Origin of the sequence: Natronococcus pandeyae (assembly GCF_008122205.1) — an archaeon.
Taxonomy (GTDB): domain Archaea; phylum Halobacteriota; class Halobacteria; order Halobacteriales; family Natrialbaceae; genus Natronococcus; species Natronococcus pandeyae.
The window spans coordinates 70,057-93,337 of sequence record NZ_PHNJ01000009.1 but is presented as its reverse complement, the minus strand read 5'-3'; the positions used below and the strand labels follow the sequence as shown (position 1 = coordinate 93,337).

The following is a 23,281-nucleotide window of genomic DNA, read 5'->3' as shown; positions in this document are numbered from 1 at the left end:
CGTCGTCCCGTCCGCGCCGCGCACGCTCGCGCTCGGCCGGACGGCAGATCTTTTCCGGGATGCATTTCGTAGACCGGTCGCGATCGTCGGCACTCGGCCAGCGTGATCCGTGCGGGGACACCCCCGTAGTGTCGCTGGCCAACACGCGGACCCTTCGGGTCCGAGCCTCGAGTTCGATTCTCGACGGGGGCCTCATGAACCGACCTGTCACCACTGTGGCGGCGACGCTCACCGTTCGGGTGCCGCTGCACGCCTCCGGTAGCCTCGTCGACGGCGCAGCGAGCGTCGTCGATCGAATCGACGCCGTCGACAGCACCGACGCCGTGACCGTCCGAAGCATCTCGCCCGGTCTCAACGACACGACCGTCGACTGTCGCGTCCGCATCACTCTCGCCCGCGACGACCACGACGAGGCGCTCGCGAGACGCGACCTCGAGGCCGGCGTGGGCGTCCTCGCGGTCGACGCCGTCGACTCGGTGGAAGGCGATCCGCCCGTCGTCGAGGCCGAAACCGAGCGAGTTCGGACCGGTTAGTTCTCGGCGTCGACCGTCTGCTCTCGAACCGTGATCCCCTTGCGGCCGAGATGCTGAAGCTGTCGACGGGCGAACTCCTCCTCGCGGGTTCCTCGAGTGGCGAGCACGTAGACGAGCGCACCGCCTGCGGGCCGCATCGTGCGACCCGCTCGTTGCGTTCCCTGCCGGCGGGAGCCACCGAGTCCCGAGGCGACGATGGCCAGGTCCGCGGTCGGGAGGTCGATCCCCTCGTCGCCGACCCTGGAGACGACCAGCAGGTCGCTCTCGTCACGCCGGAACTCCTCGAGCAGCCGCCGGCGCTCGTGATGGGGCGTCTCCCCGCTGAGGAACGGGACGTCGAGGGCGGCCGCGATGTCGCGACCCTGCTCGAGATAGTCGACGAAGACGAGTGCCTTCGCGCCGGGGTGGGCCGACAGCAGGTACCGCACCTCGTCGACCTTCCCCCGGTTTCGTGCGGCGATCCGGTACCTCTCGCGGCCGTCGGCCGAGCCGTAGGCGTTCTGCTGTTCCTCGTCGCCCCACGGCACGTACCGAATCTCGAGTTCGGGTTCGGCGACGAAACCGGCCTCGAACAGCGCCTCCCAGTCGGTGCCGATCGGCGGCCCGACGAGCGTGAAGATCTCTTTCTGGCGGTCGTCCTCCCGGATCGGGCTCGCCGAGAGGCCGAGACGGTGGCGCGACTGGAGGTGCGTGCTCCGCCGGTAGACGTCCGAGGGGACGTGCTGGCACTCGTCGAAGACCACGAGCCCCCACTCGCGGTCGTCGAACAGCGAGCGGTGGCGGTCCATCCCCGCGATCTGGTAGGTAGCGATCGTCACGGGTCGGACGTTCTTCTGGCCGCCGTGGTACTGCCCGATCTGGTGGGCCTCGAGCGAGGTGTACTCGAGGATCGTCTCCGACCACTGGCGGGCCAGATCCCGACTCGGCACCAGGATCAGGGTCTCCCCGCCGACGTGGGCCATGGCTCCCATCGCAGCGACGGTCTTCCCGCTGCCCGGCGGGCCGACGAAGACCCCCTCGCCGGCTTCGGCGAACTGATCCACCCAGGTCTGCTGGTAGTCCCGCAGGGAGGCCTCGAGATCGATCTCGAGGTCCTCCCCGGACTCGAGTTCGCGGTGGTCCTGGACCGGGTAGCCGGCCTCATAGAGGACGCGCTTGATCGCGGCTTCCGCCCCCTCGCGGACCCAGTCTTCGGTCTCCGAGATCGGCGCGTGGACGTGCTCCTCCCCGAGTTTCTGCCGGGCAACGTTGCCCATGATCTCCGCCGTCTGGGCCTCGAGCACGGTGTAGCCGTCCTCGTGGGTCGCGAGTCGGAACTGGTGGGCGCGATCCCACTGGCTCTCGACCCAGTCCTCGAGGGCCTCCGAGCGCTGACCCAGCGCCTGGCGCATCGTTCTGGCGAGATCGTCGAACGACTCGTGGGGCGTCTGCCAGACGTCCTCCGGTCTCACGACGTACCGATACCCCTGCTCGCCGTTGGCGTCGGCGAGGTGGGCGAACTGCGAAAGCTGGGCGCGGGTGAACTGGTCGGGACGGTCGACCACGATCTCCCGGCGCTTCGGAAAGACGACGACCCGCTCCCGGTCGGTCAAATCCTCGAACTCCGTCGGATACCAGACGACGGGATCCGCCGACACCGACAGGCGCTCGAGTTCCCCCCGCGATGCGAGGTCCTCGAGGCGCTCGCTGGCCGCTTCGTGCGGAATCTCGAGGGCACGGGCGACGGCCGCTGCGGTGAGCACCGGCGATCCCTCTCGCTGGGAGGCGTCGTGGAAATCCGCGATCGTCAGCCCGTCCTCGCTCGCCGCCTCGGCATCGGGGCTCTCGTCGGAAGAGGATACGCTCCGATCGTCCGTTCGGTCGCCCACCTCGCGCTCGGTACCTGCCTCGGCGTCGCTCGAGGATCGTTCGTCGGTCACTGGCGGTCATAACAGGAGTGCGGGTAAACCGATTACGCTCGGCGGGCCCGTTCGGGGAAGAGACGCCCAACACTATATGCGGATCGAGAGCGTATACCACTCCGTATGTTCCGCGCGATCCTTTCCGAAGGCCAGATCGTGTGCAAGGAGTACGACCGCAACGACGAGGGCGTCGACCTCTACGACGAGGACGAGCAGTTCATCGCGTTCGTGCCCTACACCAGCCTGAACGCGTTGATCGACGAGGACGTATACAACGAAGACGAGCGCTCGATCATGTAGCCGGACGCTGGTCGATCGCCTCGAGTTGCTCGCGGTACCTGTTTCTGACCGTGACGACGGTCGTCTGGGCAGTGTCGGCGACCGCCCGCTGTGGAATCGTCTCGTCACAGAGCAGTCCGGCGGCGTAGATCGCCGCGGCGGCGAACCCAGTCGGAGACTTCCCCGAGTGCAATCCCTGATTGGTCGTCTCGTCGATGATCTCGATCGCCTTCGTTTCGACGTTCTTGTCGACGTTTAGCTCGGAACAAAATCGCGGAACGAACTGGCGCGGGTTCGTCGGCTCCAGATTAATGTTGAGCTCGTCGGCGATATACCGGTAGGTCCGTCCGATCTCTCGCTGGTCGACGCGGGAAACGGAGGTTACCTCCTCGAGGCTCCGCGGAATGCCCTCCTTTCTGCACGCGGTGTAGAGCGCGCTGGTCGCAACGCCTTCGATCGAGCGGCCGCGGATAAGATCCTGCTCGAGAGCCTGTCGGTAGATGACGCTTGCCGTCTCTTTGACCGGCTTCGGGACCCCGAGTGCGCTAACCATCCGATCGATCTCCGAGAGGGCGTACTTGAGATTCCGTTCGCCGGCGTTCTTCGTGCGGATTCGCTCCTGCCAGACACGGAGGCGGTGAAGCTGTCCGTGTTTGTCGGCGGACATCGAGTGACCGTTAGCATCACGATTCCGCCAGTCGATCGTCGTCGTCAGCCCACGGTCGTGCATCGACTGTGTGAGCGGGGCACCGACGCGAGAGAGTTCGTCGTGTTCCTGGGCATTGAACGCTCGCCACTCGGGGCCGTAGTCGATCGGATCTTCGGTCAGAACGAGTCCACAGTCCTCGCAGACCCGCTCGCCGCGGTCCGGGTCGTGAACGATCGTATCGGTCTCACAGTCAGGACACAGTCCAGTCTCCCGTTCTCGCGACTCCGATTCGGCTCTGGCATGTTCGATTATGGACCGCGTCATCAGTACCGGAAGGAGCCGTCCCGACACTGTAAGGGGTTCACATGGTTTCGCGGGAAACCCCGACTTACGAATTTTGCGCTCCGGCGGTGAAGAGCTGAAAAACGAGGACCGACACTGCTGTCCCACCCGCCTCCGACGAGGCGGCCGACGGTCGTACCGAGCCGTGTCCCAACGGTCCGTACAGGGCGAAGCAATCTATCGTATCACTTCGGCCCATTGCGTCCAACGTCAACATAGCACATGAAGTGGTTCCATCGTTTCAGCGAGAACACAATGTAAATCCGACGTTCATTACGTAACCCCCATTTTCGGGTTCGAACCGTCGGCTGACTTTATAGCCTCGCGGCCGAAGATGGCGAACCAGTGTCGTGTTGCCGACCCGCTCGTCTCCGCCGATCGCCCGCTCGCCACCGGTGTACGCAGTCGCTACACACGTCCAATCGAACGATACCACACGCACTCGACCGATCCCAGCGACTCCCCTCGAGGCGACCGTTCGTCCCGTCCGGAGTCGTGTCCAGAAGTGGAACCATAGCGGCTTTGCAGACGGTGCGAAACGTGGTTGTGCTTAAGAGAGTCACTGTTGGCGTACAACTTGGTGTGTCAATCGTGATCGCAATATTCGTCTCGAAAGTGCAGCGGTTGCTGTCGACGCGGCAATCCGGCCGGAGTCTCGAACACTGCCTCAGAACGAACCCCGGCCAGTACCGAAGTACAGGCGCCGGAGGGGCAGAATAATGTCGTCGATCGACAGCTCACTCCCCGACGAGATCGCGTCAGTCGCGGAGTCCGACGACGGTGGTCGTCTCTCGAAAGACGTTATTTTCGAACTCCTCAAGAATCGTCGCCGCCGGGAAGTCCTCTCGTACCTTCTGGAGGCTGACGAAACCGTGACCCTCGGCGAACTCGCCGAACAGATCGCGGCCTGGGAGAACGACACCGACGTCAACGCTCTCAGTTCCGACCAACGAAAACGAGTGTACGTCGCGCTGTATCAGACCCATCTGCCGAAGATGGACGACGCCGGGATCGTCGAGTACGACCAGGACCGTGGGCTGATTACCCTCTCCGATAACGCCGACCTGTTGATGATGTATCTCGATACGGACGCCCACCGGCAGGACCGGTGGGACCGCTGGTACGCGACGCTGAGCGTCATCGGTGTCGCCATCGTCACTGCCGCGTTTCTCGGCGTCCCGCCGCTCAACATCGTTTCGACCCTCGCCCTCGCCGGCGTCGTCGTGGGTGCGTTCTCGCTGCTGACGATCGCCCACCTCGTGACGAACCGCCGTCAAGAACGTACCGTCGACGGCAAACTATCGCGAATCGAGTAAGTCGACCGATAGCGACAGCGCCCCCTCAGTACGCGTTCGGTCCGTCCGACCTCGACCGCGGCGTGCGGCCACCGATAGCGTCCGGTATCGACGTCGCATTCGGTACGGCTGTTCGCCCATTCGCTGCGGCGGCCGTCGGGCTGTCACAGCTGTCGGGCTGTCGCGGCCGTCCGACTGCCGCGGCCGTCGAGCCGTGGCGATCCTCGAGCGGTCGTCGGCGCTCGAGAAGGACTTTTATTCATCCCGCTCATAGTGACGGTTGGCTCCCGGAGACCGTCATCCAGTACCGGAACAGTTCGCGTGCCAGCTTGCTGTTCCTGACGCGGGAGCCACCTTCTCAGAGCTCCCGCCGAAAACGTGAGTGTAACGAGTAGCCCAGTTCTCGGTTTTCACGATCTCCGGCAGTACCGTCTGCAATCCGGTTCGTCACCACAGCCCGCTCGCACGCCAAACCGCGTCGCTACGATTTGGCGGCGAAGCTACCGGAAAATTCGACGTGGAGTGAAGAACGCGTCCGACGGAACCGAACGAGTGGATGCCGTTCTCGAAAAACGTCGTATTAGCAGTGTGCGAACGCGCGAGTGACGCTCACTGGTTGCGCGCGTTGTGCTGGACGTCGACTGTCGCGTGACCGACGAGTCGGAACGCCTCGATTTCGCCGTCGAACCAGTAGACGTCTGCCCAGTTATCGACGACAGCGCGAACAGCCTCCCCCTCGATGAGATCTGCCTCGTCGATCGAAGCGGTGCGACAGTCGGACTCGACGACCGCGCCGCTGGCCTCGAAGGAGTAGGTGCTCGGGCCGTCGGCGTCGGTGCCGTCGATGACCAGCGCGTGGGGAAGCAGTTCCTGATCACCGTACTCGTCCGGGTCGATCTTCTCGTCGTCGAGTCGAACGGTCGCCTCGCCCTCGGTGAACGTAACGTCGGTGAGCGCACCGGAGAACCGGTACATCTGAGTCTCCTCCGTCACCGAACTCTGAACGGTCGATCCCGAAATCGTCGTCGCGTCAGCCTCCGGGTCGTCGTCAGACTCGAGTTCTATCGTGCCGTCGACCGTGATCTCGTAGCTCGTCGCCGTGCCGGTTCCCTCGACCTCGAGAACGTGGGGCAGTTCCGGTCCGTACTCGTCGGGGTCGATCTCCTCGTCGTTGAGGAGGACGGTCGCCGGTCCGTCGACGGTCACCTGCTCGAGTTCGCCATCGAACCGGAACGCGTCGAGCCAGTCCGCGACGGTTCCGTGAACGACGCCGTCGTCGATCTCAAGGCCGTCGTCGATGGTCGCTCCCTCCGCGTTCGACGGTTCGATCTCGCCGTCGACCACGAACTCGTATCGAGTCACGTCCGAGGCGTCGCCGTCGACGAGCAAGACGTTCGAGAGTGTATCGTCACTTTCGGTGTCACCCTCCTCGGGTTTCCGTCCTGATCCCTGGCTTCCGCCGCCTGCGGCGGCCTCCTCGGCGGACGTCGGTACGCCCTCGGGGACGGAAAGATCCGGCTCGCTCGAGACGCTGTCGGCGATGTTGACCGACGACCCGTCCGCGTTCTGGACGTTGCCGCCGATAGCGCCGCCCTCGACGGTGGCGTTGCCGGCCGAGCCGTTGGCGCCGGCCACGAACGCGTGCGGGTACGATCCGGCCGCGAAGTGGGAGTCACGAACCGTCACGGTTCCGCCGTTCCAGACCCAGACGGGACGGCCGTCGGTTTCGCTGAAATTGCCGTAGCCGTCGCCGTAGTCGGTGTTGTCGTTGTACGCGACGCAGTCGACGATCTCGTCGTTGCCGCTCGCACATCGGAACGTCGACACGCCGTTGTTCTTGCCGAAACACGACTCGAAGCGGACGCTCCCGCCGTGAGCCGTGTTGGAACAGTAGAATCCGTTGTTGGGCCACCCCTGGACGTTACAGTTTCGGAAGGTGGCGTCGGCGTTGCTGTTCCGGTGCATGAAGACCGCACCGGGACCGTGAACGAAGCTCTCCCCTTCCTTGGTGGAGCCGTCGCCGAGGTAGACGTTCTCGACAAGGACGTCGCCCGCGTTGGTGTTGATCGAGATCATAAACCCATCGCCGCGGTAGAGTCCCTCGAACCCGACGTTCCGAATAACGGCGTCGGAGCCGGTGACGTTCAGCAGGATGCCGTTCCCGGTTGAGAGGTCGATCAGTTTGTTCTCGAACGTTTCTCCCTGCCCGATCTGAATCGTCTGTCCGTTCGCCTCGATGACCTCGTACTCCTCGGCGTTCGCGCTCGCGATGCCGGTGAACGCTGCCGCCGCGGTCGTCGCTCCCGCCAGCCTCATGTAGGAACGCCGATCCAGTAATCCCGTATTACCGGTGCTTTCCGCGTGTTCGTCGTCGCTCTCGACAGACCGCTCCGTATCCAGTACCGAAGGTTCGCGTGCCATGCAATCGAGTAATTCTGGACTACCCGTATAAAGATTCCCCTCTTCTACGCCTAAAATTAACAGACACTCAATCCGAAGTGGCGATTTGTTACGTAGATTTTCTATTTTAGGTCATGGAATCTTATATACGTAGTTCCACTACGTCGCTCGAGTAATCACATATTACCGCAACTCAGCCTCGAAAACCGTTGCTCCAGCCACAGTAAACAATGATTACTCCTGAAGCGAGCAGGTCTGGTAGCGAGAGCGTCGCTGTTTCTGAACGAGCGAGACGCTCTTCGGTCGGGTGGGCCGAGCGAAGAAGAGCGGTGAAGGGTCGCGTCAGCGATATTCGTGGTGGAGGGGCGCGTCAGCGGGAGTGGAGGGGCGCGTCAGCGGAAATGGAGGGCCGTGTCAGTGGAATTTCGTTAATTTCCGGCGCCAGCGGCTTCCTCGGCGCTGGTCGGGACGCCGTCCGGAACGAACGCCTCGGGGTCGGTACCCACGTCGTCCTCGAGCTGGACGGTCGAGCCGTCGTGTTCGGCGACGCCGGCCTGGTCGTCGTAGTCGGTGTCGCTGACGACGACTTCCGTTCCGTTTCCGTTCGCGCCGGCGTCGATCGCCGTGTTCGCGCCGTTCATCTCGATCTGGCAGCCGTCGACCTCGATGGTGCCGGGCGCCCAGGCCCAGATGCCGCGGCCCTCGTATCCGTCGCCGTCGACGAGGACGCTGGAGTTCGTCACCTTGCTGCCTTCCGTCGCGAGTCGGAAGTGGGAGACGTAACAGTTCGCGGCGTAACAGCTATCGATGTGGATCGTGCCGCCGCCGGCGTTCCCGGGCGCGGAGGCGTAGATCGCGTTGTCCGCGAACTCCTGAATGTTGACGTTCTCGAAGTCGAGGTGGCCCGAGTGGTCGGGGTTGACCCAGAACGCGGTCTGGCCGTGACCGTTCGGAGCCTGGTTCCCTTCGGCGGCGCCGTCGCCGAGGTAGACGTTCTCGACGGTGCTCGTGTTTCCGCCGGTGTCGGCGACGCCGAAGGTGGCGGAGCCGGTGCCGGACGTGTTCTCGCCGTGGAAGCCGACGTTCCGGATCGTCCAGTCCGTCCCTTCGGCGTTGATGATGATGTCCTGGCCAGTGGTCATATCGATCAGCTTGTTCTCCCAGGTCTCGCCATCGTCGATCGTGACGGTCTGGTTCTCGGCTTCGATAACCTCGTACTCGTTATCTGCAGCAACCGTGCCGGCCGCGCCGGCGGAGACTGCTGCAGTTGCAACCGCTGCGAGCGACTGAACGTAGCTTCGTCGGGTTAACGGCGTATTACGGCCGTTATTAGACGGATTACTCGCATCGGGTGTACGCGGATTCTGCGCCATACAAATCGTAACCGTGCCTTACGGATCATAAACCTTTCTTTGTTATCTTGGGTTAAATTTACGGAATGTATTTGTAACACTGGGTATTTGGACACAATGTATGAAGAATACTCCACGAAGTTACGAAAGTTATCTTCCGGAGAGAGTTCAGTAGCAGCGAGGTTCTAACGCCATCTTTCCCGAGTAACAGGTGATTTCTCGGGGACGGAATCGAGGGATTAGCGACGAGAAGTTACGAGTTCACGCCGGTGTCGATCGATCGAAACGATCGAACGTGCGCGCAACCAGTTGTTATCCGCCGGTAATCGACTGCTGACTCGAGCGGACGCGGTCGACCGACGGTTCGGTGCAGTCCCTGGTCCGGTACGAATAGTTCTCGGCGGCCGCTTCGAGGCAAATAGTGTGTAGACGATGCTCCGTCCACCGAACGAAAGGACGATCGGAAACGGTACTAACCCGATCCGAGCGAGTGTCTCACCGAGTACTGCCTCTCCACACAACCTGTTCTACGAGGAGTCGATTCACTCGCGGACTGACGCTCGTTCGCGGAAACACGCTGCTCGCGGACAGACCCGTCAGCGACAGATTCGGACTCGAGGCGGCGCTCGAAAGCCCGCTCTCTCAGTCGTCGCTCGAGACGGCGTACATCCGGAACTCGTCGTTCGAGACCACCTTGTCGGCGTGCGGGCTGTACTGGACGCCGGAGAGTGCGGCTTCGCTGTAGCGAAGTTCCTGGTAGACGCCGAACTCCCTGGTTTCGTCGAACTCGGAGACCATGAGGTAGTAGTCGACGTCGTTGTACGCACCGGTGTAATTACCCTCGTTGAACTCGTCGCCGTCTACTTCGCCACTTTCGGCGGTCCCACCGGTGAGTGCATCATCACCGTCGAGTCCGTTGATTCCGTGGTCGAACCGGAACGGGTCGTAGCCCAGTCCCACGTAGGGTGTGTCGCCAGCGCCGTGTTCCATTCCCGTCTCGTAGCCGTTGTACTTCTCCTCGGTAACGTGCTGTCCCGGACTGTAGATGACGGGCGATGCGAACACCGTCATCAGCCCGAGAACGAGACAGACGCCGAGAACCACCGCCGCGACGGCGTTGGCACCCGGCGTCGAGATGAGTCCGGAGAGGCCGCCCACTGCGTGTGCGATCGCGACCCCCGCGAGGATCGTCAGCACGACGTAGATGAACCCCATCTGCCGGAACGCCATGTTCATCGTCCCGACGAAGTAGAGGGCGAACATGACGCCGAGCGGAACGAGCGCGAACCCGAAGTAGGTGACGAGCGCCCGTGACTCGCCGTCCAGTCTCGTCCGTCCGATCCAGGTCAGTAGCACGAAGAAGCCGACGATGAGGCCGATCAGGGCGGCATCGAGAAACATCGTGACGAACAGTTCGGCGAGACTCCCGCCGATTTCGGTGAGCGAACTCCCTTGCTGGTCGATTTCGGCGTCAGCACCCACGTCGTCAGAGAATATTCCGGTGACGAACCCCTCGACGGCCTCGCGGAATCGCGCGTTGCTCACCGCCCAGATGCCGAAGATCGAGCCGAGGACGAACGTCGGCGTGTACATCGTCGGATGCTCGAGCATCGGGTGCTCGTCGTAGCGCCGATGCGCGAAGTACTGGACCCCGGCGACCGCTGCGACGAGGACGACGACGTTGACCATCTGCTGGGGGTGGACCAGCAGGAGGGCGATCGCCGAGGTATACAGGAGGACGCTGAACGGCGACAGTCCGAACGGAAGGCGTTCGATCGTCGCCCGGCGACGAAGATATGCAACCAGTGCGAAGAGGACCACGGGAACCAGAAACAGCGCGTTCGAGTTCGTATGAACGCCCATGTGGGTCGCGATGTTGTTGATCGGCAACACCATCCACGAGACGACTCCGGCGATGCCGACCGCGAGGGCGTTCCCGCTCAGGTCCCGGACGACGAGCGGTACGAACACCAGGAACGGAACGAACAGGACGACGATACCGAACAGGAGTGCGCGTTCGATTGGGACCCCGCCGAGAAAATGAAAGGCCGCCCCGAGGGAGTGCAGTCCCGGATAGAACAGTTCGTGGGCGTTCATCTGACCGCTGGTGATGTCCCTGGTCCAGCCGAGATGTGAGAGCGCGTCGCCCATCCCGTTGAAGTAGTAGTTTCGTATCGCGGGAAGGCTCACGATCGACGTGACCGTCGCGGCACCGAGGCCGAGGCCGATCGCCTGCTGTCGGCCGTGGCAGGTGAGCGCCGCGCTGACGGCGATCGCCATCGCGATCGCGAACCCGACCCACGTCGCCGTCGGTGTCCCCGTGTAGATCGACGCCTCGTAGGCGGTCGCGGGGTTGGCTCTCGCCAGAAGAATACCAGCCGTGAGAGCGACGAACCCGACGGTGAACGTCCAGTTGAGTGTCGCTCGATTCATAGGTACGCGATACCGGGTCTACCCGATCTTGCGTCGATACACATGACTTGACGCGAGTGTCGTCGGTAGCGGGGTTTGTTATAGAGCTCCTACGGTGAGACCCGATCTCGGGCGTATTACGCGGCTCCACTGTACGTTTTGCGTGCACGTTTCGACGAGACCGGTTCTCTACGCACAACGGTCCATCCACCGCTGTGATCAGTACGCGGCCTCGATCGCCATCGCCGGCTCTCGCGAAGCGAAATATCCCCGGAGCGTGGCTCCACTGGTGAATCTGTTCGATTCCGGTGATTCGACAGCCAGCGCTCGTCGGGTATGTGTTCCCTGTCGCATCCGAACGGTCGGCTACGGATCCATTTCTCCGCTCTCGGACGATCAACTATTCTGATCCTTTTTGTGTCCGTTCGTGATGTCCTCGAGGAGAGAGCAGCGACGTACTATGACTGCCATCACCATCGACCGACTCACCGTCGACGACACGACCCTCGAGTGCGACGTGCGGACGTCGCCCGAACTCGAGCGCTTCTTCACGAACCAACCGTTTCGAACCGACTACGACGTCTCGATCGAGGACGTTCCCGACGGCATCCTCGTGATTCCGGTCCTCGCGCAGGTCTGTCCCGTCGCCTGGGCGAACGGGGCCGACGTCTACGTCGACGAAGTCGACGCGACGTTCGCCCGCGCGCTCGAAGACGTCCAGGAGACGCTCTGCGGGATGTACGACTTCCTCGAGGGCGGGACGCTCTACGCCCGTCGGACCATCGATCCGGAACCCGAGGCGGGCGGCGAGAGCGGGCTGCTGTTCACCGGCGGCGTCGATTCGACGTGCTCGTACGTCCGCCACCGCGAGGAGTCCCCGACGCTCGTCAGCATCCGCGGCTGGACGATCACGCCGGATTCGGCCGACGACGAGGACTGGCGACACCTCACGGACCGCGTCTCCGGGTTCGCTGCCGAGCGCGGTCTCGAGACGGCGTTCGTCGAGTCGAACATGCTCTCCTTTCTCGACCACCCGATGTTGCTGGCCCACTACAAGCGCCACGTCGACGGCGCCTGGTACAGCTCCGTCGGCCACGGACTCGGGCTGCTCGGGCTCTGCGCTCCGATGGCCTACGCCCGCGGAATGGACGACCTCTACGTCGCCGCCACCCACTGGGAGGGGATCGACCTCGAGTGGGGGTCGCGGCCGGATATCGACGACAACGTCCGGTGGACGGGCACGCAGTGTCACCACGACAGCTACGAACTCACCCGCCAGGAGCGACTCGACGCCATCGCCGACTACGTCGAAAGCGACGCGCCCGGACTCGACCTCCAGACCTGCAACGTGCGAATGGACGGCAACTGCGGCCGCTGCGAGAAGTGTTACCGGACCGCCGTCGGCCTCCGACTCTCCGGGCTCGAGCCGAGCGAGCACGGCTATCCCTTCAGCGATCGGGACTACGAGCGGATCCGGGCGGCTCTCGAGGGCGGCGAGTGGGTGCTCGGCCAGGACGAGCGCTACATGTGGGAAGACATTCGCGGGCGCGCGCGAGAGACTAATCCGACGTCGCCCGCCGAACGGGCCTTCTTCGAGTGGCTCGAGGAAGCGGATCTCGAGGACCTCGTCTCGGAGTCGGGGCCGCCGCTGACCCATCGACTCCTTCGAGCGGGCGCAAGAAACGCCCCGAACAGCGTCTACAATGCGCTGTATCCCGCCTGGACGACGGCGAAAGCGGGGCTCCGATTGGTTCGATCGGATCGGTAGCAGTAGTGAGGAACGCGGTTTCGTCGTTCAGTCTCGAGATTGAATCCGGAGGAGCGGTTCGTTGCGGACGAGCGCGCACTGAACGGACTGCATGGATCAATTCGTGGTTAATTTTGGAGAAGGTACTTAAACACATCAACAATATGAACTTACATGAAGCGCCGAACAGTCCTCGCTGGCACTGGAACTGCCCTCTTATTTTCGGCAGCAGGCTGTCTAAATAGTTCCGTCGAACCGGAGGGATACCCCGAGATTCCTGAACCCCTCACACGAGAGACGGTTGTTGACTTCGTGAAAGAATACGAGACAGCCGAACAGCATAACTACATTCTCGAAAACGAATCTCGCGTCGATTCGATCAACGTCGTTTGTGATGCCGTGTTCGACCGTGAGGTGGAATCTGCGTTCTACGTCATCACCAGTTGCGGAGGTTCAGCTACCCACGAACCGTTGTTCGGTTCGGCGTCTGTTGGCCACTACGAAACCTACGCACCAACGTATCGAGTGAACGAGCAACATGTCCAACGTGTCGAAGTCGATAGGGATGTGCGGCAGGGTGCAGACTACGTCTTTCGAATGCTCAACTTCGCTGCTACCGAACACGAACTCGTCCTCACCATTACTCCTCACACTGACTCCAAGGAGAAGCAAATACGTGCCAGCGAGTACGCGCTCGATGGCGAAACAGGCGTCGAAAGGCGATTTGATCTGACGGTGGGAACAGAGTATGAACTCGCTGTCGAACTGAATGATGGCGACCACTCAGCGACGCGTAACTGGGACTCGGAGACGTTCAAATGGGACGTTCAGGACCAATCGAGAGGGGTTGGAATATACGTCACTCGGGATAGAACGGTCGAGATAGGGCCGCTTCCGAGAGAAGCCCCTGTATCGTAGCAGGAGAATCACATACCAAGGCGCCCGTTACCTCTTTGATTTGACCGTAACGAAGCGTTATCTCGAGGAGTATCAAATAACGAAGGAGTCTTCCGACCGCTGGTAGTACGGCGTCAGTCGCGAGTTATCGGTTCAGGTCGGCGTCCTCGTCCGAGTCGTCGATGTCGACGTTGATCGGTTGGACGGCCTCGTCGTTGCGTTCGCTCTCGCCGCCCGAACCGACCGGGATCTTCGTTCGGAGATCCGAGGCGAACGACTGAACCTGATCGACCAGCGTCTGGACTTCCTCCTCGAACTCCTCGACGGATCGCTCGACGTAGTGGACCCGTCTCGAGGGGATCCGGCGGACGATGTCGTGTCCCTCCTCGTCCTCGTTGGTCTTGATGATCCAGTGGTCCTGGAAGTAGGCGATGTGCTCGTTGGGGACCGTCTTCTCGACGGTCCCGTCGTCCGGTTCGTCGTAGACGATCGTCGCTTCACCGACGTCTCGCTCGAGTTCGAGATCCTCGTCAACCATAGGAAGTAATCTAACCCGACGACTAGTAGTCGCTGTGCTTGCATGGATCGGCACTTTTGAGGAGTGACGGCAGAAGCAGCGTACTCGATCGAGCGTGTCCGTTCGTTCGCGTCGAACCCTTACTCCATGTAGCCGAGGCCCTTCAACCGATCCTCGACGTCGGTGAAGTCCTCGTCGACCTCGTCCCCTTCGTTTTTCCCTGCCGACACGGTGGTACGCTGGACCTTCGTGGTCGAGGGAGTCGCGGTCTCGTCGAACGCATCGAAGAGGACGCGACCGTCGGCGTTCTCCGGGATCGGTTCGCCGATGCCGTGGAGAAGCGTCGGCGCGACGTCGACGACACGGGCGCCGCGCAGAGTCGCCCCGTCGTCGATCGAGGGGCCGCGACAGAGCATGATCCCCTTACTGCGATGGCTCGCCGTCGTCGGGCCCGTGTCCCCGAACGGTTCGTTCGTGATGGAGTTTCGCGACTCGTAGCCATCCCGGCCGTTGACCACCAGATCCGGCGATCTCTCGTCGGTCGGGAACAGTTCGTCACCGTCGAACACCCGGAGAATCGACGCCCCGTCCTCGTCCGTCACCGATTCGAAGACGTCGACCAGTTCGTCTTTGATCCTGGGGACGTCGCTCGGATCGACGAGACCGTTTTCGAAGCGCTCGGTGTCGTTGATGTAACAGTTGCCCGCGCCGTGGACGAACGCGACGGTTCGCTCGTAGTCGACGTCGTAGAGGGCGTGATCGCCGGGAATCTGTTCGGCGACGGAGTCAACCAACCGACGGGGGAGCGTCGAGACGAGCATCTCCTCGGAGATGCCGACGCGGTTGAGCGTGCTCGTGATCTTGTCCCGGGAGATGCCGAGGCTCGCGAGGGCGCCACGGGCCCCCTCGTCCTCCTGCTGGAACAGGTACCCCTCCCGCTCGAGGAAGTGATTGACGTAGATCAGCTGGTCGATGGGGCCGAAGCCGTGGTCGGAGACGACGTAGAGGTCGGCGTCGTGTTCGTCAGTGTACTCCATCACCTCGCCGAGAACGTCGTCGAGACGCTTGTAGTGCTCGAGCAGGAGGTCCATCTCCCAGACCAGGTGCTGGAACCGGTCCGGCGCGGTGTAGACGAAAAAGAACAGCTGCCAGTCGTCACCCGCCTCCTCCATCTGGATGCGCATCAGCTCGCGTCGCTTCGAGAGGATGTCGTCGACGGCATCCGGAAACTCGTCGATCCGGTTGGCGTAGTCCGGATAGTCGAGACTGATTTCGTAGTCGGGAATTCGTCGATCGATCTCCGACTGTAATTCGGGTGGATATGTGAACTCCCGCTCGGTCGACGGGGTCATCATCCCGGTCACCATCGTCCCGTCGATCTCTCGAGCCGGATACGTCATCGGAACGTTGCCGACGTGGGCCGGCGATAGCTGCTCCCAGAGTGCGGGCTGTCTGCGGTCGTGGCTCGTGTACATCCGCTGGGAGTACTCCGACGAGAGATTCTGGAACCCGTATATTCCGTGTTTGTCCGGCCAGACGCCGGTCGCGATCGACGGCCACGCGAGCGGCGTCGTCGGCGGGCGAGTGCTCTCGAGGATGCCGGAGGCACCCTCCTCGCGCATCCGGGCGAAGTTCGGGAGTTCGCCCTCGTCGGTCCATTGTTCGATAAGTCTCCACGGCACACCGTCGAGTCCGAGCACGAACGCTCGCTCGGATGCTGGGGAAGATCCGCTCATAGTTGATTAATGAGACGTCCGAGACGCCTACTGTGCTGGAGGTTGCCCGACGACGGCTTTGTTATAGAGAGACTTCGGCGACTGTCGGACCGATCGCCGTCTCGTTCGCTCCGCCTAACTGGATTGCCTCCACGGTTCTCGCTCGTAAAGTATCTCTCGGCCTACTGTAGGGGACCGCTCCGACACATCCCCGGAATGTGACCCATAACAAAACAGTCCAGTCGATTACCGACTCGTACATGAGACGGATCCAACGGTGGTGGGAACTGTGGGCAGCATTGTGATTTCGCTGGATGCCGAACTTGGCTGGGGATTCCACGATCTCGAGTCGCCGCCTATCGATCGCGTCGAGTCCGGTCGTCGCGGGTGGTCGGTTATGCTCGAACTGTGTTCCGAGTACGACGTTCCGGCGACCTGGGCCGTCGTCGGTCACCTCATGCTCGAGTCCTGTGACGGAACGCACGCCGATCACCCGTCACCGGAGGGGTGGTTCGCCCGGGAACGAAGCGAGTGGCGGGATCGCGAGGATCTCCGCTTCGGCCCCGATCTCGTGCGCGGAATTATCGACTCCGATGTCGACCACGAGTTCGCCAGCCACTCGTTCTCTCACGTGCTCTTCGGTCGGCCCGAGACGGATCGAGAGCTCGCCGTCGCCGAACTAGACCGAAGTATCGAACTGGCTACGGAGTGGGACCAGACGATCGACTCGTTCGTGTATCCACGAAACGACGTCGGTCACCGCGACGTCCTCGCCGAATCCGGGGTCAGCGCCTATCGGGGACGGTCGCCGACTCGTGACGGAATTCGCGGCGTCTTCGATTCGACCCTCCGAGACCGGTCGATGGTCGTCGATCCGACGGTCGACGAGCACGGCCTGGTGAACGTGCCGGCGTCGCTCTTTCTGTTCGGATTCGAGGGCACTGCCAGAACGGTCGCCGAGTCGATCTGGAACGATCCGATGGTCGTCCTGGCCCGACGCGGGATCGACGAGGCCGCCGCGTCCGACGGTATCTTCCACATGTGGCTCCATCCAAATAATCTCACGCACGAGCGCGACGACCGCCGAATGGAAGCGATCCTCGCGTACATCGACAAGCGCCGGGCCGAAACCGATCTCACCGTCGAGACGATGGCGGACGTTGCTCGACAGGTCGACGACTGCGACGGAATCGACGGCCCCGCGAAGGGCGTCGACGGACAGGCGACGGCGAGACAGTACTGACTGCGACCGCAGAGTGCCGCTAACTCCTCCTTCGACCGCGTTTACCATCCGAATTCCCACAGAATGCGTAGTCTACTCGACGTCCCGTGGTGGTACGTCGATGATAACAAAGCCCGCAGCCACCCCGTTCTCGGGCAGATGCTCTCACAGTTTCGCAGTCGGTGGACCGCCTCGAGTGCGCTCTCGATCGGCGTACTCGGCGTTGGAAACATCGGCATGGTGCACCTGAAATCGGCGCTCGCGATGCCCGGCGTCGAGGTCCTCGCAGCCGCCGATGCGGTTCCCGAGAACCGTAACCGGGCCGAACGCGCAGGGGTCCCACGAACGTACGACGACTACGCGACGCTGCTCGCGTCGGAAGATATCGACGCCGCAATCGTGGCTCTCCCACCGTTTCTCCACGCGGAGGCCGTCGAGCGGGCCGCCGAGTACGGGATCGACGTCTTCGTCGAGAAACCGCTGGCTCGCTCGACCGAGGAAGCCGACCGGATGCTCGAGACCGCGGAACGGGCGGGGATCGCCGTCGGTGTCGATCACACCCTCCGCTACCAGCCCGATATGGTCGGCGTGAAGGAGGCCTACGTCGAGGGCGGCGTCGGCCACGTTCCCTACGCCTCGATCACGCGGCTCAACGACGGACCGCTCGGACGGCCCCCCGCCGACGCCGCACCACCCTCCTGGCCGCTCGACCCCGACGCCGTCGGCGGCGGTTCGCTGCTCGAACTCGGTATCCACTGTTTCGACGTGCTCGAGTGGCTGTTCGGCGACCTCGAGGTTCGCGACGCGACGATGGGTCGGACGCTCGAGATACCCGTCGAGGACGCTGCGACCGTGCTCCTCCGGGCGCCGGAGACGGAGACGACGATCACGCTCCACTGTGGCTCCTACCAGTGGGAGGAGCTCCCCGAGGTGAACACGCGGCTTCGCCTCGAAGGAATCACGGGCACGATCAGCAACCGGGACCACCTTCCCGGGAACTTCTACGCGAGCGCGGCCCGCGAAGCGCTCTCGAACGTCGCCAGCCGGTTCCGGGACGGCGAGCCGAACGTCTTCGGACCGACCTTCTACCTGCAGGCACACTACGACGCGCTGGAGGACTTCTGTGACGCGATCCGCGAGAACGAGACGCCGCCGATCAGCGGACTCGACGGGCGGCGCTCGCTCGCGCTCGCCGAAACCGCCTACGATCTGGCCGCCGAGACCGAGACCGACGAACTCGAGGCCCCGGAGGTGATGTCGTGAACGCCGTTCGCCTCGCCGCGGTCGACGGCGCGGACCGCCGCGGCGGCTGGCGGCCCGGAATCGACACCAGAATGGCGACGCTCGAGTCGGCTATCGCATCGCTTCTCGATCGGCATCGGGAGTCGATCGCAGCCACCGACCGCGTGACCATCGCGCCCGACGTTCACTACCCGTTTCACCCGTCGACTGGAATGGTGACCGACCCTGCGGTGGTCGGCGCGATCGCTGCGTGGTTCGACCGGGAAACCGACACCGATCTCACCGTCGTCGGACGAAGCGACGACCGGATCGCGTTCGACCGAACGGCGTCGTACCTCGGCTACGAACGCGTCCTCGACCGGTTCGGCACAGACGTCGTCGACGTGGCCGACGAATCGGTTCCGCAGCGAAACGAGTACCGGGCAGCCGATGGCCGGTCGGTCGCCCTGTCGGTGCCGGAACCGTTGCTCGATCGGACCGTGATCGTCGTCCCGACGCTTCGACCGAGTGCCGACGGGTCTGCTGGGGGTGCGATGCGGACGCTCGCATCGCTCGTGAACTGCACCGCCGACCCAGCGCGAACGGCGGTCGCTGCGACTCGAGCGATCGACCCCGAACTCGTCCTCCTCGACGGGACGATCGCGTACGGACGCGATCCAGTCGCGGCGAACGTCCTCCTCTCCGGCTCGGTGCCGGCCGTCGACGCGGTCGGAACGTCACTGCTCGGCCGTGAGACCGACGAGAACGACGCGCTCTCGACACTCCTGGAGGAGGGTGAGACGCCGGTCGCCGTCGAGAACCCGGACGAGGTGGATCTCGCGTCGATTCGGGAGCGACTCTCCGGCGGACAGCTGCCGCCGACGGACGAGACCCATCCGGCCGTTTCGACCGCCTACCGCATCTACGCGGCGGCGAGCGGCGACGCGGTGCCACCACAGCTCGAGGGACGATGATGGAGGAACGAACGGCAGCCGTCACCGGTGCGACCGGCTTCCTCGGATCGCACCTCTGCGAACGCCTGCTCGAGGAGGGCTGGCACGTCCGCGGACTCAGTCGACCCACCTCGGACCGGAACGGCCTCGACGACGTCGACTGGTACGTCGGTGACCTCTTCGACGACGAGACGCTCGAGGAGCTAACCGACGGCGCCGACGCAGTCTTCCACCTCGCCGGAATCGGTCTCTGGAGCGCCGGTCCCGAAACCGTCCACCGGGTCAACCACGACGGGACCAGGAACGTGATCGAGGCCTGTGCGAAGCACGATGCCGGCCGACTGGTCTTTACGAGCACGTCGGGGACGCGACGGTCCAACGGGTCCGGTCCGGTCGCCGACGAGACGGACGTCGCCGAGCCGATCGGAGCCTACCAGTCCTCGAAAGCGAGCGCGGAGCAGCTCGTCGATCGATACGCGGAGACGACGGGGGACGCCGTGACGGTTCACCCGACCTCGATCTTCGGTCCCGGCGACGAGAACTTCACGGCTCAACTGATCGCGATGGGAGCCGAACCGACGATGCCCGCCTACCTTCCCGGCGGACTGAGCATCGTCGGCGTCGACGACGTCGTCGACGGCCTGCTCGCGGCCTACGAGCGCGGCGAGCGCGGCGAACACTACATCCTCGGCGGCGAGAACCTCACCTACGACCGGGCGGTCTCGCGGATCGCCGACCACGTCGACGGCTCGCCGGCCCGGATTCCGGTTCCGGCCACCGCGATCCACGCCGCGGGGCCGGTGGCCGAGGCCGTCGGCGCCGTCACGAACCGACGGCTGTTCCCGTTCGACCGCCAGATGGCCCAACTCGCGACCCAGCGGCTGTTCTACAGCTCGCGGAAGGCCCACGAGGAGCTGGGGTACACTTACCGGCCGCTCGAGGCGCACCTCCCCGAGACGATGGACTGGTACCGAGAGGAACTCCAGTAGCGCTTGGCGACGGTCGTCCGACGAGGGTGGTGTACGGAGTGCAGTCTGGATCGTCCTGCGTCGGTCCCATTCAAATATTGTCATTCTTCCGACGCCTCTCGAGGCTGTTCCCGCCGTTGATCGCGTCGCAGCCTCCGGAGGATGAGTCCACCAGCGATGCCGGAACTGAAGACCCCAGAGAGAGCGTCAGTTCGACGGGGTCCAGATACTGCCAGTCGAGATAACCGAGTAGCGTTGCGAGTAGCACTGACACCCAGAAGAATCCCGACAGCACGACCCCGAGAACGGAAGCCGTGACGAGTCCGTTCCAGAGGGTATGCAAGTGCAACGGTGCGATAGTGTCAACCAAAACCAAGAATAACAGACTCCAGAAAATCATAAACGTACCGTGCAGGGCGATGGCTACTACTCCGGAGAAACGACCGTCCGCTCGCGCTTCGCTATCGTCGTTCCGGCAGCACGCTCGTAGACCTCGAGCATCCGATCCGCGGTTCGTTCGATACTCACCTCGCGGGCGGCCTCGCGGCCGTTGGATCGTTCGCCGCGCTCGATGACCTCGAGCAGTCCGTCGATCAGTTCCTCGTCGCTCGTCGCGACGAACGACGGATCGACGCCGGCCAGTCGCTCGGCGACGTCGCCGACATCGAGCGCGACGACGGGGACGTTGCAGGCCAGCGCCTCCTTCACCGAGTTCGGCGACCCCTCGCTGTCGGAGGTCAGCAACAGCGCGTCGGCGGCGTTCATGTACGTCGAAACGGCGTCGTGGTCGACCCCGAAGACGGTCTGCAGTCGAACCGGCCGATCGACCAGCCCGCTCACAGCGTTGACGACCCGCCGGGCCCGCGGATAGTTCTTCACCCCGCGTGCGGGAGCGTAGGGAAAGAGCACGTGGTACTCGTCGTCGGGCCAGCGAACGGCGGCTCTAGCACGCGACTTCGATTCAGGCTGGAACCGCTCTAAGTCGACGCCGTCGGGGATCACCTCGCAGTCCCGACCGAGTACCGAGCGCATCTCCTCGGACATGACGACGACCTCGTCGCAGAGTGGCGCGCAGGCCTTGCTTACGGGTGCGATCGGGCCGTGAACGTCGGATCCCCACAGTGAGAGGACGACCGGCGTTCGAAACTGGGCGAGCGCGATCGGCGCCGTCAGCCCGTAGTGGGCATGAACCAGGTCGTACCCGTCGCCGGCCTCCCGGATCACCTGCGGAACCGTCCGGAGGTAGTCGAGCGGGCTGCGGTCGGTGTCGGTGCTGACCTCCCCAGCGACCGGCAGCGTGGAAAACGAGACGCCGCGCTCCTCGAGCGCGGCCACCTGCTGGGTCATAAATGGGGCGTCGGCGTTCGCCGTCAGGATCAGGACATTCATTGCCTGGACGGACAGTCTCCCGACGGTTTGTTATTCGCGCGAAAATTTCGACCCTACGGTGTTTACGGGGAGGGTACAGCCGGTTACGGGATCGAAACCCCCGAATCGCGGCGGCTCGAGCGGTTTCGCGGGACTGTTCCGAACCACGAGACGGCGCCCCGTTCCGTCACGTCCGCTATCGGTAGCTGTACTATTACAAAGGGTCGCCACCGGATACGAAGAATCGATGCGGATTCTCGTCTTCGCGAATACGCCTGCCCACGTCCACCTGTACCGCCACGCCGTCGACAGACTCGAACGAGCGGATCACGACGTTCTCGTCCTGACCCGCGAGTACGCCTGTACGACGGACCTACTCGAGTTCTTCGAGCTGCCGTACCGGGTGTACGGCGACCACGGAACCGACGCGTACTCGAAGCTCCGGTTCGCCCGCGAACTCGGCGGGCAGTTCGGAACGATCGTGCGGGAATCGATTCGGTTCCGGCCGGACGTCGTCTTCGGCCGCGGTCCGTACGCCGCCCTCGCGGGAACGGTCACGCGCACGCCGGTCGTGCTCGTCCTGGACGACGAGCCCGGCGACTTCAACCACACCGTCTCGCGGCCGTTCGCCGACTGCATCCTCTCGCCGGAGGTCACGCGCCGCGATCTCGGCGACGACCACTACACGTTCGAGGGGTTCAAGGAGTGTGCGTATCTCCACCCCGACGTCTTCGAACCCGACGCCGACGTCCGCGAGTACCTCGGCGTCGACCCCGACGAGCCGTACGTGCTCGTCCGGTTCAACGCCCTCGACGCGCTCCACGACACCGACCTCGAGGGCTTTACCAGGGAACAGCGTCGCGATCTGATCGAGCACTTGAGCGAGCGGGCGACGGTCTTCGTCTCCGACGAGGGCGGCGACATGGACCTGCGAGACTACCCCGCCCGCCCCTACGACCTCCACCCCGCGTTGATCCACGACGCGATGTCGGAGGCGTCCCTCCTGGTCGCCGATACGGGGACGATGGCCACCGAGGCCGCGCTGCTCGGCACACCTGCGTTCCGCTACCGGGGCAACGACGAGCACGAGTACGGTGAGTTCGAGGAACTCGAGCGGGCCGGACTCGCCGAGGAGTTCGACGACTACGGAGCGATCCGCGATCGCTCGCTCGATATCCTCGAGGACGATGGCGCCGCGGCCCGCTGGCAGGAGCGCCGCCGGGAGTACGCCGGGGACCTGGTGAACCTGACGGACCTGCTCGTCGAGGTCGCGACCTCTCGCGGCGCGGTCGATCGGCTCAGTTCCTCGACGAGACAGTCGATCAGACCGCGGTCGCAGTCGATGTAATATTGGTCTTACGCGCGTGAACAGGGCCGTATTCAACTACTACCGTGAGTACTCCGATTCCGGTGAGACCACCACGAAAGCCCCTTTTATGGTGTTCGATTCTCTCAGCGAGTCGGTGTACTCTGAACACCGTCGTGAACAGGTGCACTGCCCCCAGTGGAG

The 23,281-nt window shown here is 63.6% G+C and carries 19 protein-coding genes and 1 tRNA gene; 11 read left to right on the top strand and 9 right to left on the bottom strand.

Annotation, left to right across the window (positions count from 1 at the left end):
• Positions 1-119: 119 nt before the first annotated feature.
• Positions 120-192, top strand: a tRNA-Glu gene (locus CV102_RS16260).
• 2 nt (positions 193-194) lie between these two features.
• On the top strand, positions 195-533 hold the full coding sequence (locus CV102_RS16255) for a hypothetical protein (RefSeq protein WP_148859066.1): 339 nt from the start codon (positions 195-197) through the stop codon (positions 531-533).
• Here the strand turns inward: CV102_RS16255 and CV102_RS16250 are convergent.
• Complete coding sequence (locus CV102_RS16250) at positions 530-2,452, bottom strand: DEAD/DEAH box helicase (RefSeq protein ID WP_148859065.1); 1,923 nt, start codon at positions 2,450-2,452, stop codon at positions 530-532. The two genes, CV102_RS16255 and CV102_RS16250, sit on opposite strands and share 4 nt — an antisense overlap.
• A gap of 105 nt (positions 2,453-2,557) precedes the next feature.
• Here CV102_RS16250 and CV102_RS26065 point away from each other — a divergent pair, with 105 nt between their 5' ends.
• Positions 2,558-2,734: a hypothetical protein gene (locus CV102_RS26065; RefSeq protein WP_187433001.1), complete on the top strand. Its 177-nt coding sequence runs from the start codon at positions 2,558-2,560 to the stop codon at positions 2,732-2,734.
• On the opposite strand, the gene CV102_RS16245 is transcribed toward CV102_RS26065, so the two are convergent.
• Entirely contained in the window at positions 2,727-3,686 is a 960-nt protein-coding gene (locus CV102_RS16245; protein WP_148859064.1) for a transcription initiation factor IIB, read from the bottom strand. The genes CV102_RS26065 and CV102_RS16245 overlap by 8 nt on opposite strands.
• Before the next feature lie 737 nt (positions 3,687-4,423).
• Here CV102_RS16245 and CV102_RS16240 point away from each other — a divergent pair.
• A complete protein-coding gene (locus CV102_RS16240; protein WP_148859063.1) occupies positions 4,424-5,020 on the top strand; it encodes a DUF7344 domain-containing protein in 597 nt (198 codons plus the stop codon).
• Between the two features lie 588 nt (positions 5,021-5,608).
• Here CV102_RS16240 and CV102_RS16235 read toward each other — a convergent pair.
• From CV102_RS16235 to CV102_RS16225, 3 genes are all read right to left on the bottom strand, one after another.
• On the bottom strand, positions 5,609-7,420 hold the full coding sequence (locus CV102_RS16235) for a hypothetical protein (RefSeq protein WP_148859062.1): 1,812 nt from the start codon (positions 7,418-7,420) through the stop codon (positions 5,609-5,611).
• Positions 7,421-7,827: 407 nt separating this feature from the next.
• Entirely contained in the window at positions 7,828-8,772 is a 945-nt protein-coding gene (locus CV102_RS16230) for a hypothetical protein (protein WP_148859061.1), read from the bottom strand.
• Between the two features lie 621 nt (positions 8,773-9,393).
• Positions 9,394-11,184, bottom strand: coding sequence for a hypothetical protein (locus tag CV102_RS16225; protein ID WP_148859060.1), 1,791 nt, complete (start codon positions 11,182-11,184; stop codon positions 9,394-9,396).
• A gap of 439 nt (positions 11,185-11,623) precedes the next feature.
• On the opposite strand from CV102_RS16225, the gene CV102_RS16220 reads away from it, so the two are divergent.
• Together CV102_RS16220 and CV102_RS16215 are read left to right on the top strand one after the other, a co-directional pair.
• The gene (locus CV102_RS16220) at positions 11,624-12,931 is read left to right on the top strand and encodes a hypothetical protein (RefSeq protein ID WP_148859059.1); all 1,308 of its coding nucleotides are present in this window, start codon (positions 11,624-11,626) and stop codon (positions 12,929-12,931) included.
• A 153-nt stretch (positions 12,932-13,084) separates the two neighbouring features.
• Positions 13,085-13,828 carry a hypothetical protein gene (locus CV102_RS16215; RefSeq protein ID WP_148859058.1) on the top strand — a complete coding sequence of 248 codons (744 nt, stop codon included), beginning with the start codon at positions 13,085-13,087 and terminating at the stop codon, positions 13,826-13,828.
• 124 nt (positions 13,829-13,952) lie between these two features.
• Here CV102_RS16215 and CV102_RS16210 read toward each other — a convergent pair whose 3' ends face one another.
• Together CV102_RS16210 and CV102_RS16205 are read right to left on the bottom strand one after the other, a co-directional pair.
• Positions 13,953-14,345 (bottom strand): hypothetical protein, encoded by a 393-nt coding sequence (locus CV102_RS16210; RefSeq protein ID WP_148859057.1) that lies wholly within the window; start codon positions 14,343-14,345, stop codon positions 13,953-13,955.
• Positions 14,346-14,464: 119 nt separating this feature from the next.
• Entirely contained in the window at positions 14,465-16,060 is a 1,596-nt protein-coding gene (locus CV102_RS16205) for an alkaline phosphatase family protein (protein ID WP_148859056.1), read from the bottom strand.
• Positions 16,061-16,328: 268 nt separating this feature from the next.
• On the opposite strand from CV102_RS16205, the gene CV102_RS16200 reads away from it, so the two are divergent.
• The 4 genes from CV102_RS16200 (at position 16,329) to CV102_RS16185 (ending at position 20,424) form a co-directional block, all read left to right on the top strand.
• Positions 16,329-17,282 (top strand): polysaccharide deacetylase family protein, encoded by a 954-nt coding sequence (locus tag CV102_RS16200; protein WP_148859055.1) that lies wholly within the window; start codon positions 16,329-16,331, stop codon positions 17,280-17,282.
• A gap of 138 nt (positions 17,283-17,420) precedes the next feature.
• Positions 17,421-18,524: a Gfo/Idh/MocA family protein gene (locus CV102_RS16195; protein ID WP_148859162.1), complete on the top strand. Its 1,104-nt coding sequence runs from the start codon at positions 17,421-17,423 to the stop codon at positions 18,522-18,524.
• On the top strand, positions 18,521-19,456 hold the full coding sequence (locus CV102_RS16190) for a DUF362 domain-containing protein (RefSeq protein ID WP_233710712.1): 936 nt from the start codon (positions 18,521-18,523) through the stop codon (positions 19,454-19,456). The genes CV102_RS16195 and CV102_RS16190 overlap by 4 nt, the downstream gene beginning before the upstream one ends.
• A complete protein-coding gene (locus tag CV102_RS16185; protein WP_187433000.1) occupies positions 19,456-20,424 on the top strand; it encodes an NAD-dependent epimerase/dehydratase family protein in 969 nt (322 codons plus the stop codon). The genes CV102_RS16190 and CV102_RS16185 overlap by 1 nt, the downstream gene beginning before the upstream one ends.
• Before the next feature lie 70 nt (positions 20,425-20,494).
• Here CV102_RS16185 and CV102_RS16180 read toward each other — a convergent pair whose 3' ends face one another.
• Together CV102_RS16180 and CV102_RS16175 are read right to left on the bottom strand one after the other, a co-directional pair.
• On the bottom strand, positions 20,495-20,773 hold the full coding sequence (locus CV102_RS16180; RefSeq protein ID WP_148859053.1) for a hypothetical protein: 279 nt from the start codon (positions 20,771-20,773) through the stop codon (positions 20,495-20,497).
• Between the two features lie 56 nt (positions 20,774-20,829).
• Positions 20,830-21,792 (bottom strand): glycosyltransferase, encoded by a 963-nt coding sequence (locus CV102_RS16175; protein WP_148859052.1) that lies wholly within the window; start codon positions 21,790-21,792, stop codon positions 20,830-20,832.
• 226 nt (positions 21,793-22,018) lie between these two features.
• Here CV102_RS16175 and CV102_RS16170 point away from each other — a divergent pair, with 226 nt between their 5' ends.
• The gene (locus CV102_RS16170) at positions 22,019-23,119 is read left to right on the top strand and encodes a DUF354 domain-containing protein (protein ID WP_148859051.1); all 1,101 of its coding nucleotides are present in this window, start codon (positions 22,019-22,021) and stop codon (positions 23,117-23,119) included.
• Positions 23,120-23,281 lie beyond the last annotated feature (162 nt).

What these genes read in the sequence shown, in the direction of transcription:
- CV102_RS26065 (WP_187433001.1), top strand. Translation starts at nt 2,558, where the DNA reads ATGTTCCGCGCGATCCTTTCCGAAGGCCAGATCGTGTGCAAGGAGTAC.
- CV102_RS16210 (WP_148859057.1), bottom strand. Translation starts at nt 14,345, where the DNA reads ATGGTTGACGAGGATCTCGAACTCGAGCGAGACGTCGGTGAAGCGACG.
- CV102_RS16175 (WP_148859052.1), bottom strand. Translation starts at nt 21,792, where the DNA reads ATGAATGTCCTGATCCTGACGGCGAACGCCGACGCCCCATTTATGACC.
- CV102_RS16220 (WP_148859059.1), top strand. Translation starts at nt 11,624, where the DNA reads ATGACTGCCATCACCATCGACCGACTCACCGTCGACGACACGACCCTC.
- CV102_RS16195 (WP_148859162.1), top strand. Translation starts at nt 17,421, where the DNA reads ATGCTCTCACAGTTTCGCAGTCGGTGGACCGCCTCGAGTGCGCTCTCG.
- CV102_RS16240 (WP_148859063.1), top strand. Translation starts at nt 4,424, where the DNA reads ATGTCGTCGATCGACAGCTCACTCCCCGACGAGATCGCGTCAGTCGCG.
- CV102_RS16215 (WP_148859058.1), top strand. Translation starts at nt 13,085, where the DNA reads ATGAAGCGCCGAACAGTCCTCGCTGGCACTGGAACTGCCCTCTTATTT.
- CV102_RS16235 (WP_148859062.1), bottom strand. Translation starts at nt 7,420, where the DNA reads ATGGCACGCGAACCTTCGGTACTGGATACGGAGCGGTCTGTCGAGAGC.
- CV102_RS16205 (WP_148859056.1), bottom strand. Translation starts at nt 16,060, where the DNA reads ATGAGCGGATCTTCCCCAGCATCCGAGCGAGCGTTCGTGCTCGGACTC.
- CV102_RS16170 (WP_148859051.1), top strand. Translation starts at nt 22,019, where the DNA reads ATGCGGATTCTCGTCTTCGCGAATACGCCTGCCCACGTCCACCTGTAC.
- CV102_RS16230 (WP_148859061.1), bottom strand. Translation starts at nt 8,772, where the DNA reads ATGGCGCAGAATCCGCGTACACCCGATGCGAGTAATCCGTCTAATAAC.
- CV102_RS16245 (WP_148859064.1), bottom strand. Translation starts at nt 3,686, where the DNA reads ATGACGCGGTCCATAATCGAACATGCCAGAGCCGAATCGGAGTCGCGA.
- CV102_RS16225 (WP_148859060.1), bottom strand. Translation starts at nt 11,184, where the DNA reads ATGAATCGAGCGACACTCAACTGGACGTTCACCGTCGGGTTCGTCGCT.
- CV102_RS16255 (WP_148859066.1), top strand. Translation starts at nt 195, where the DNA reads ATGAACCGACCTGTCACCACTGTGGCGGCGACGCTCACCGTTCGGGTG.
- CV102_RS16185 (WP_187433000.1), top strand. Translation starts at nt 19,456, where the DNA reads ATGGAGGAACGAACGGCAGCCGTCACCGGTGCGACCGGCTTCCTCGGA.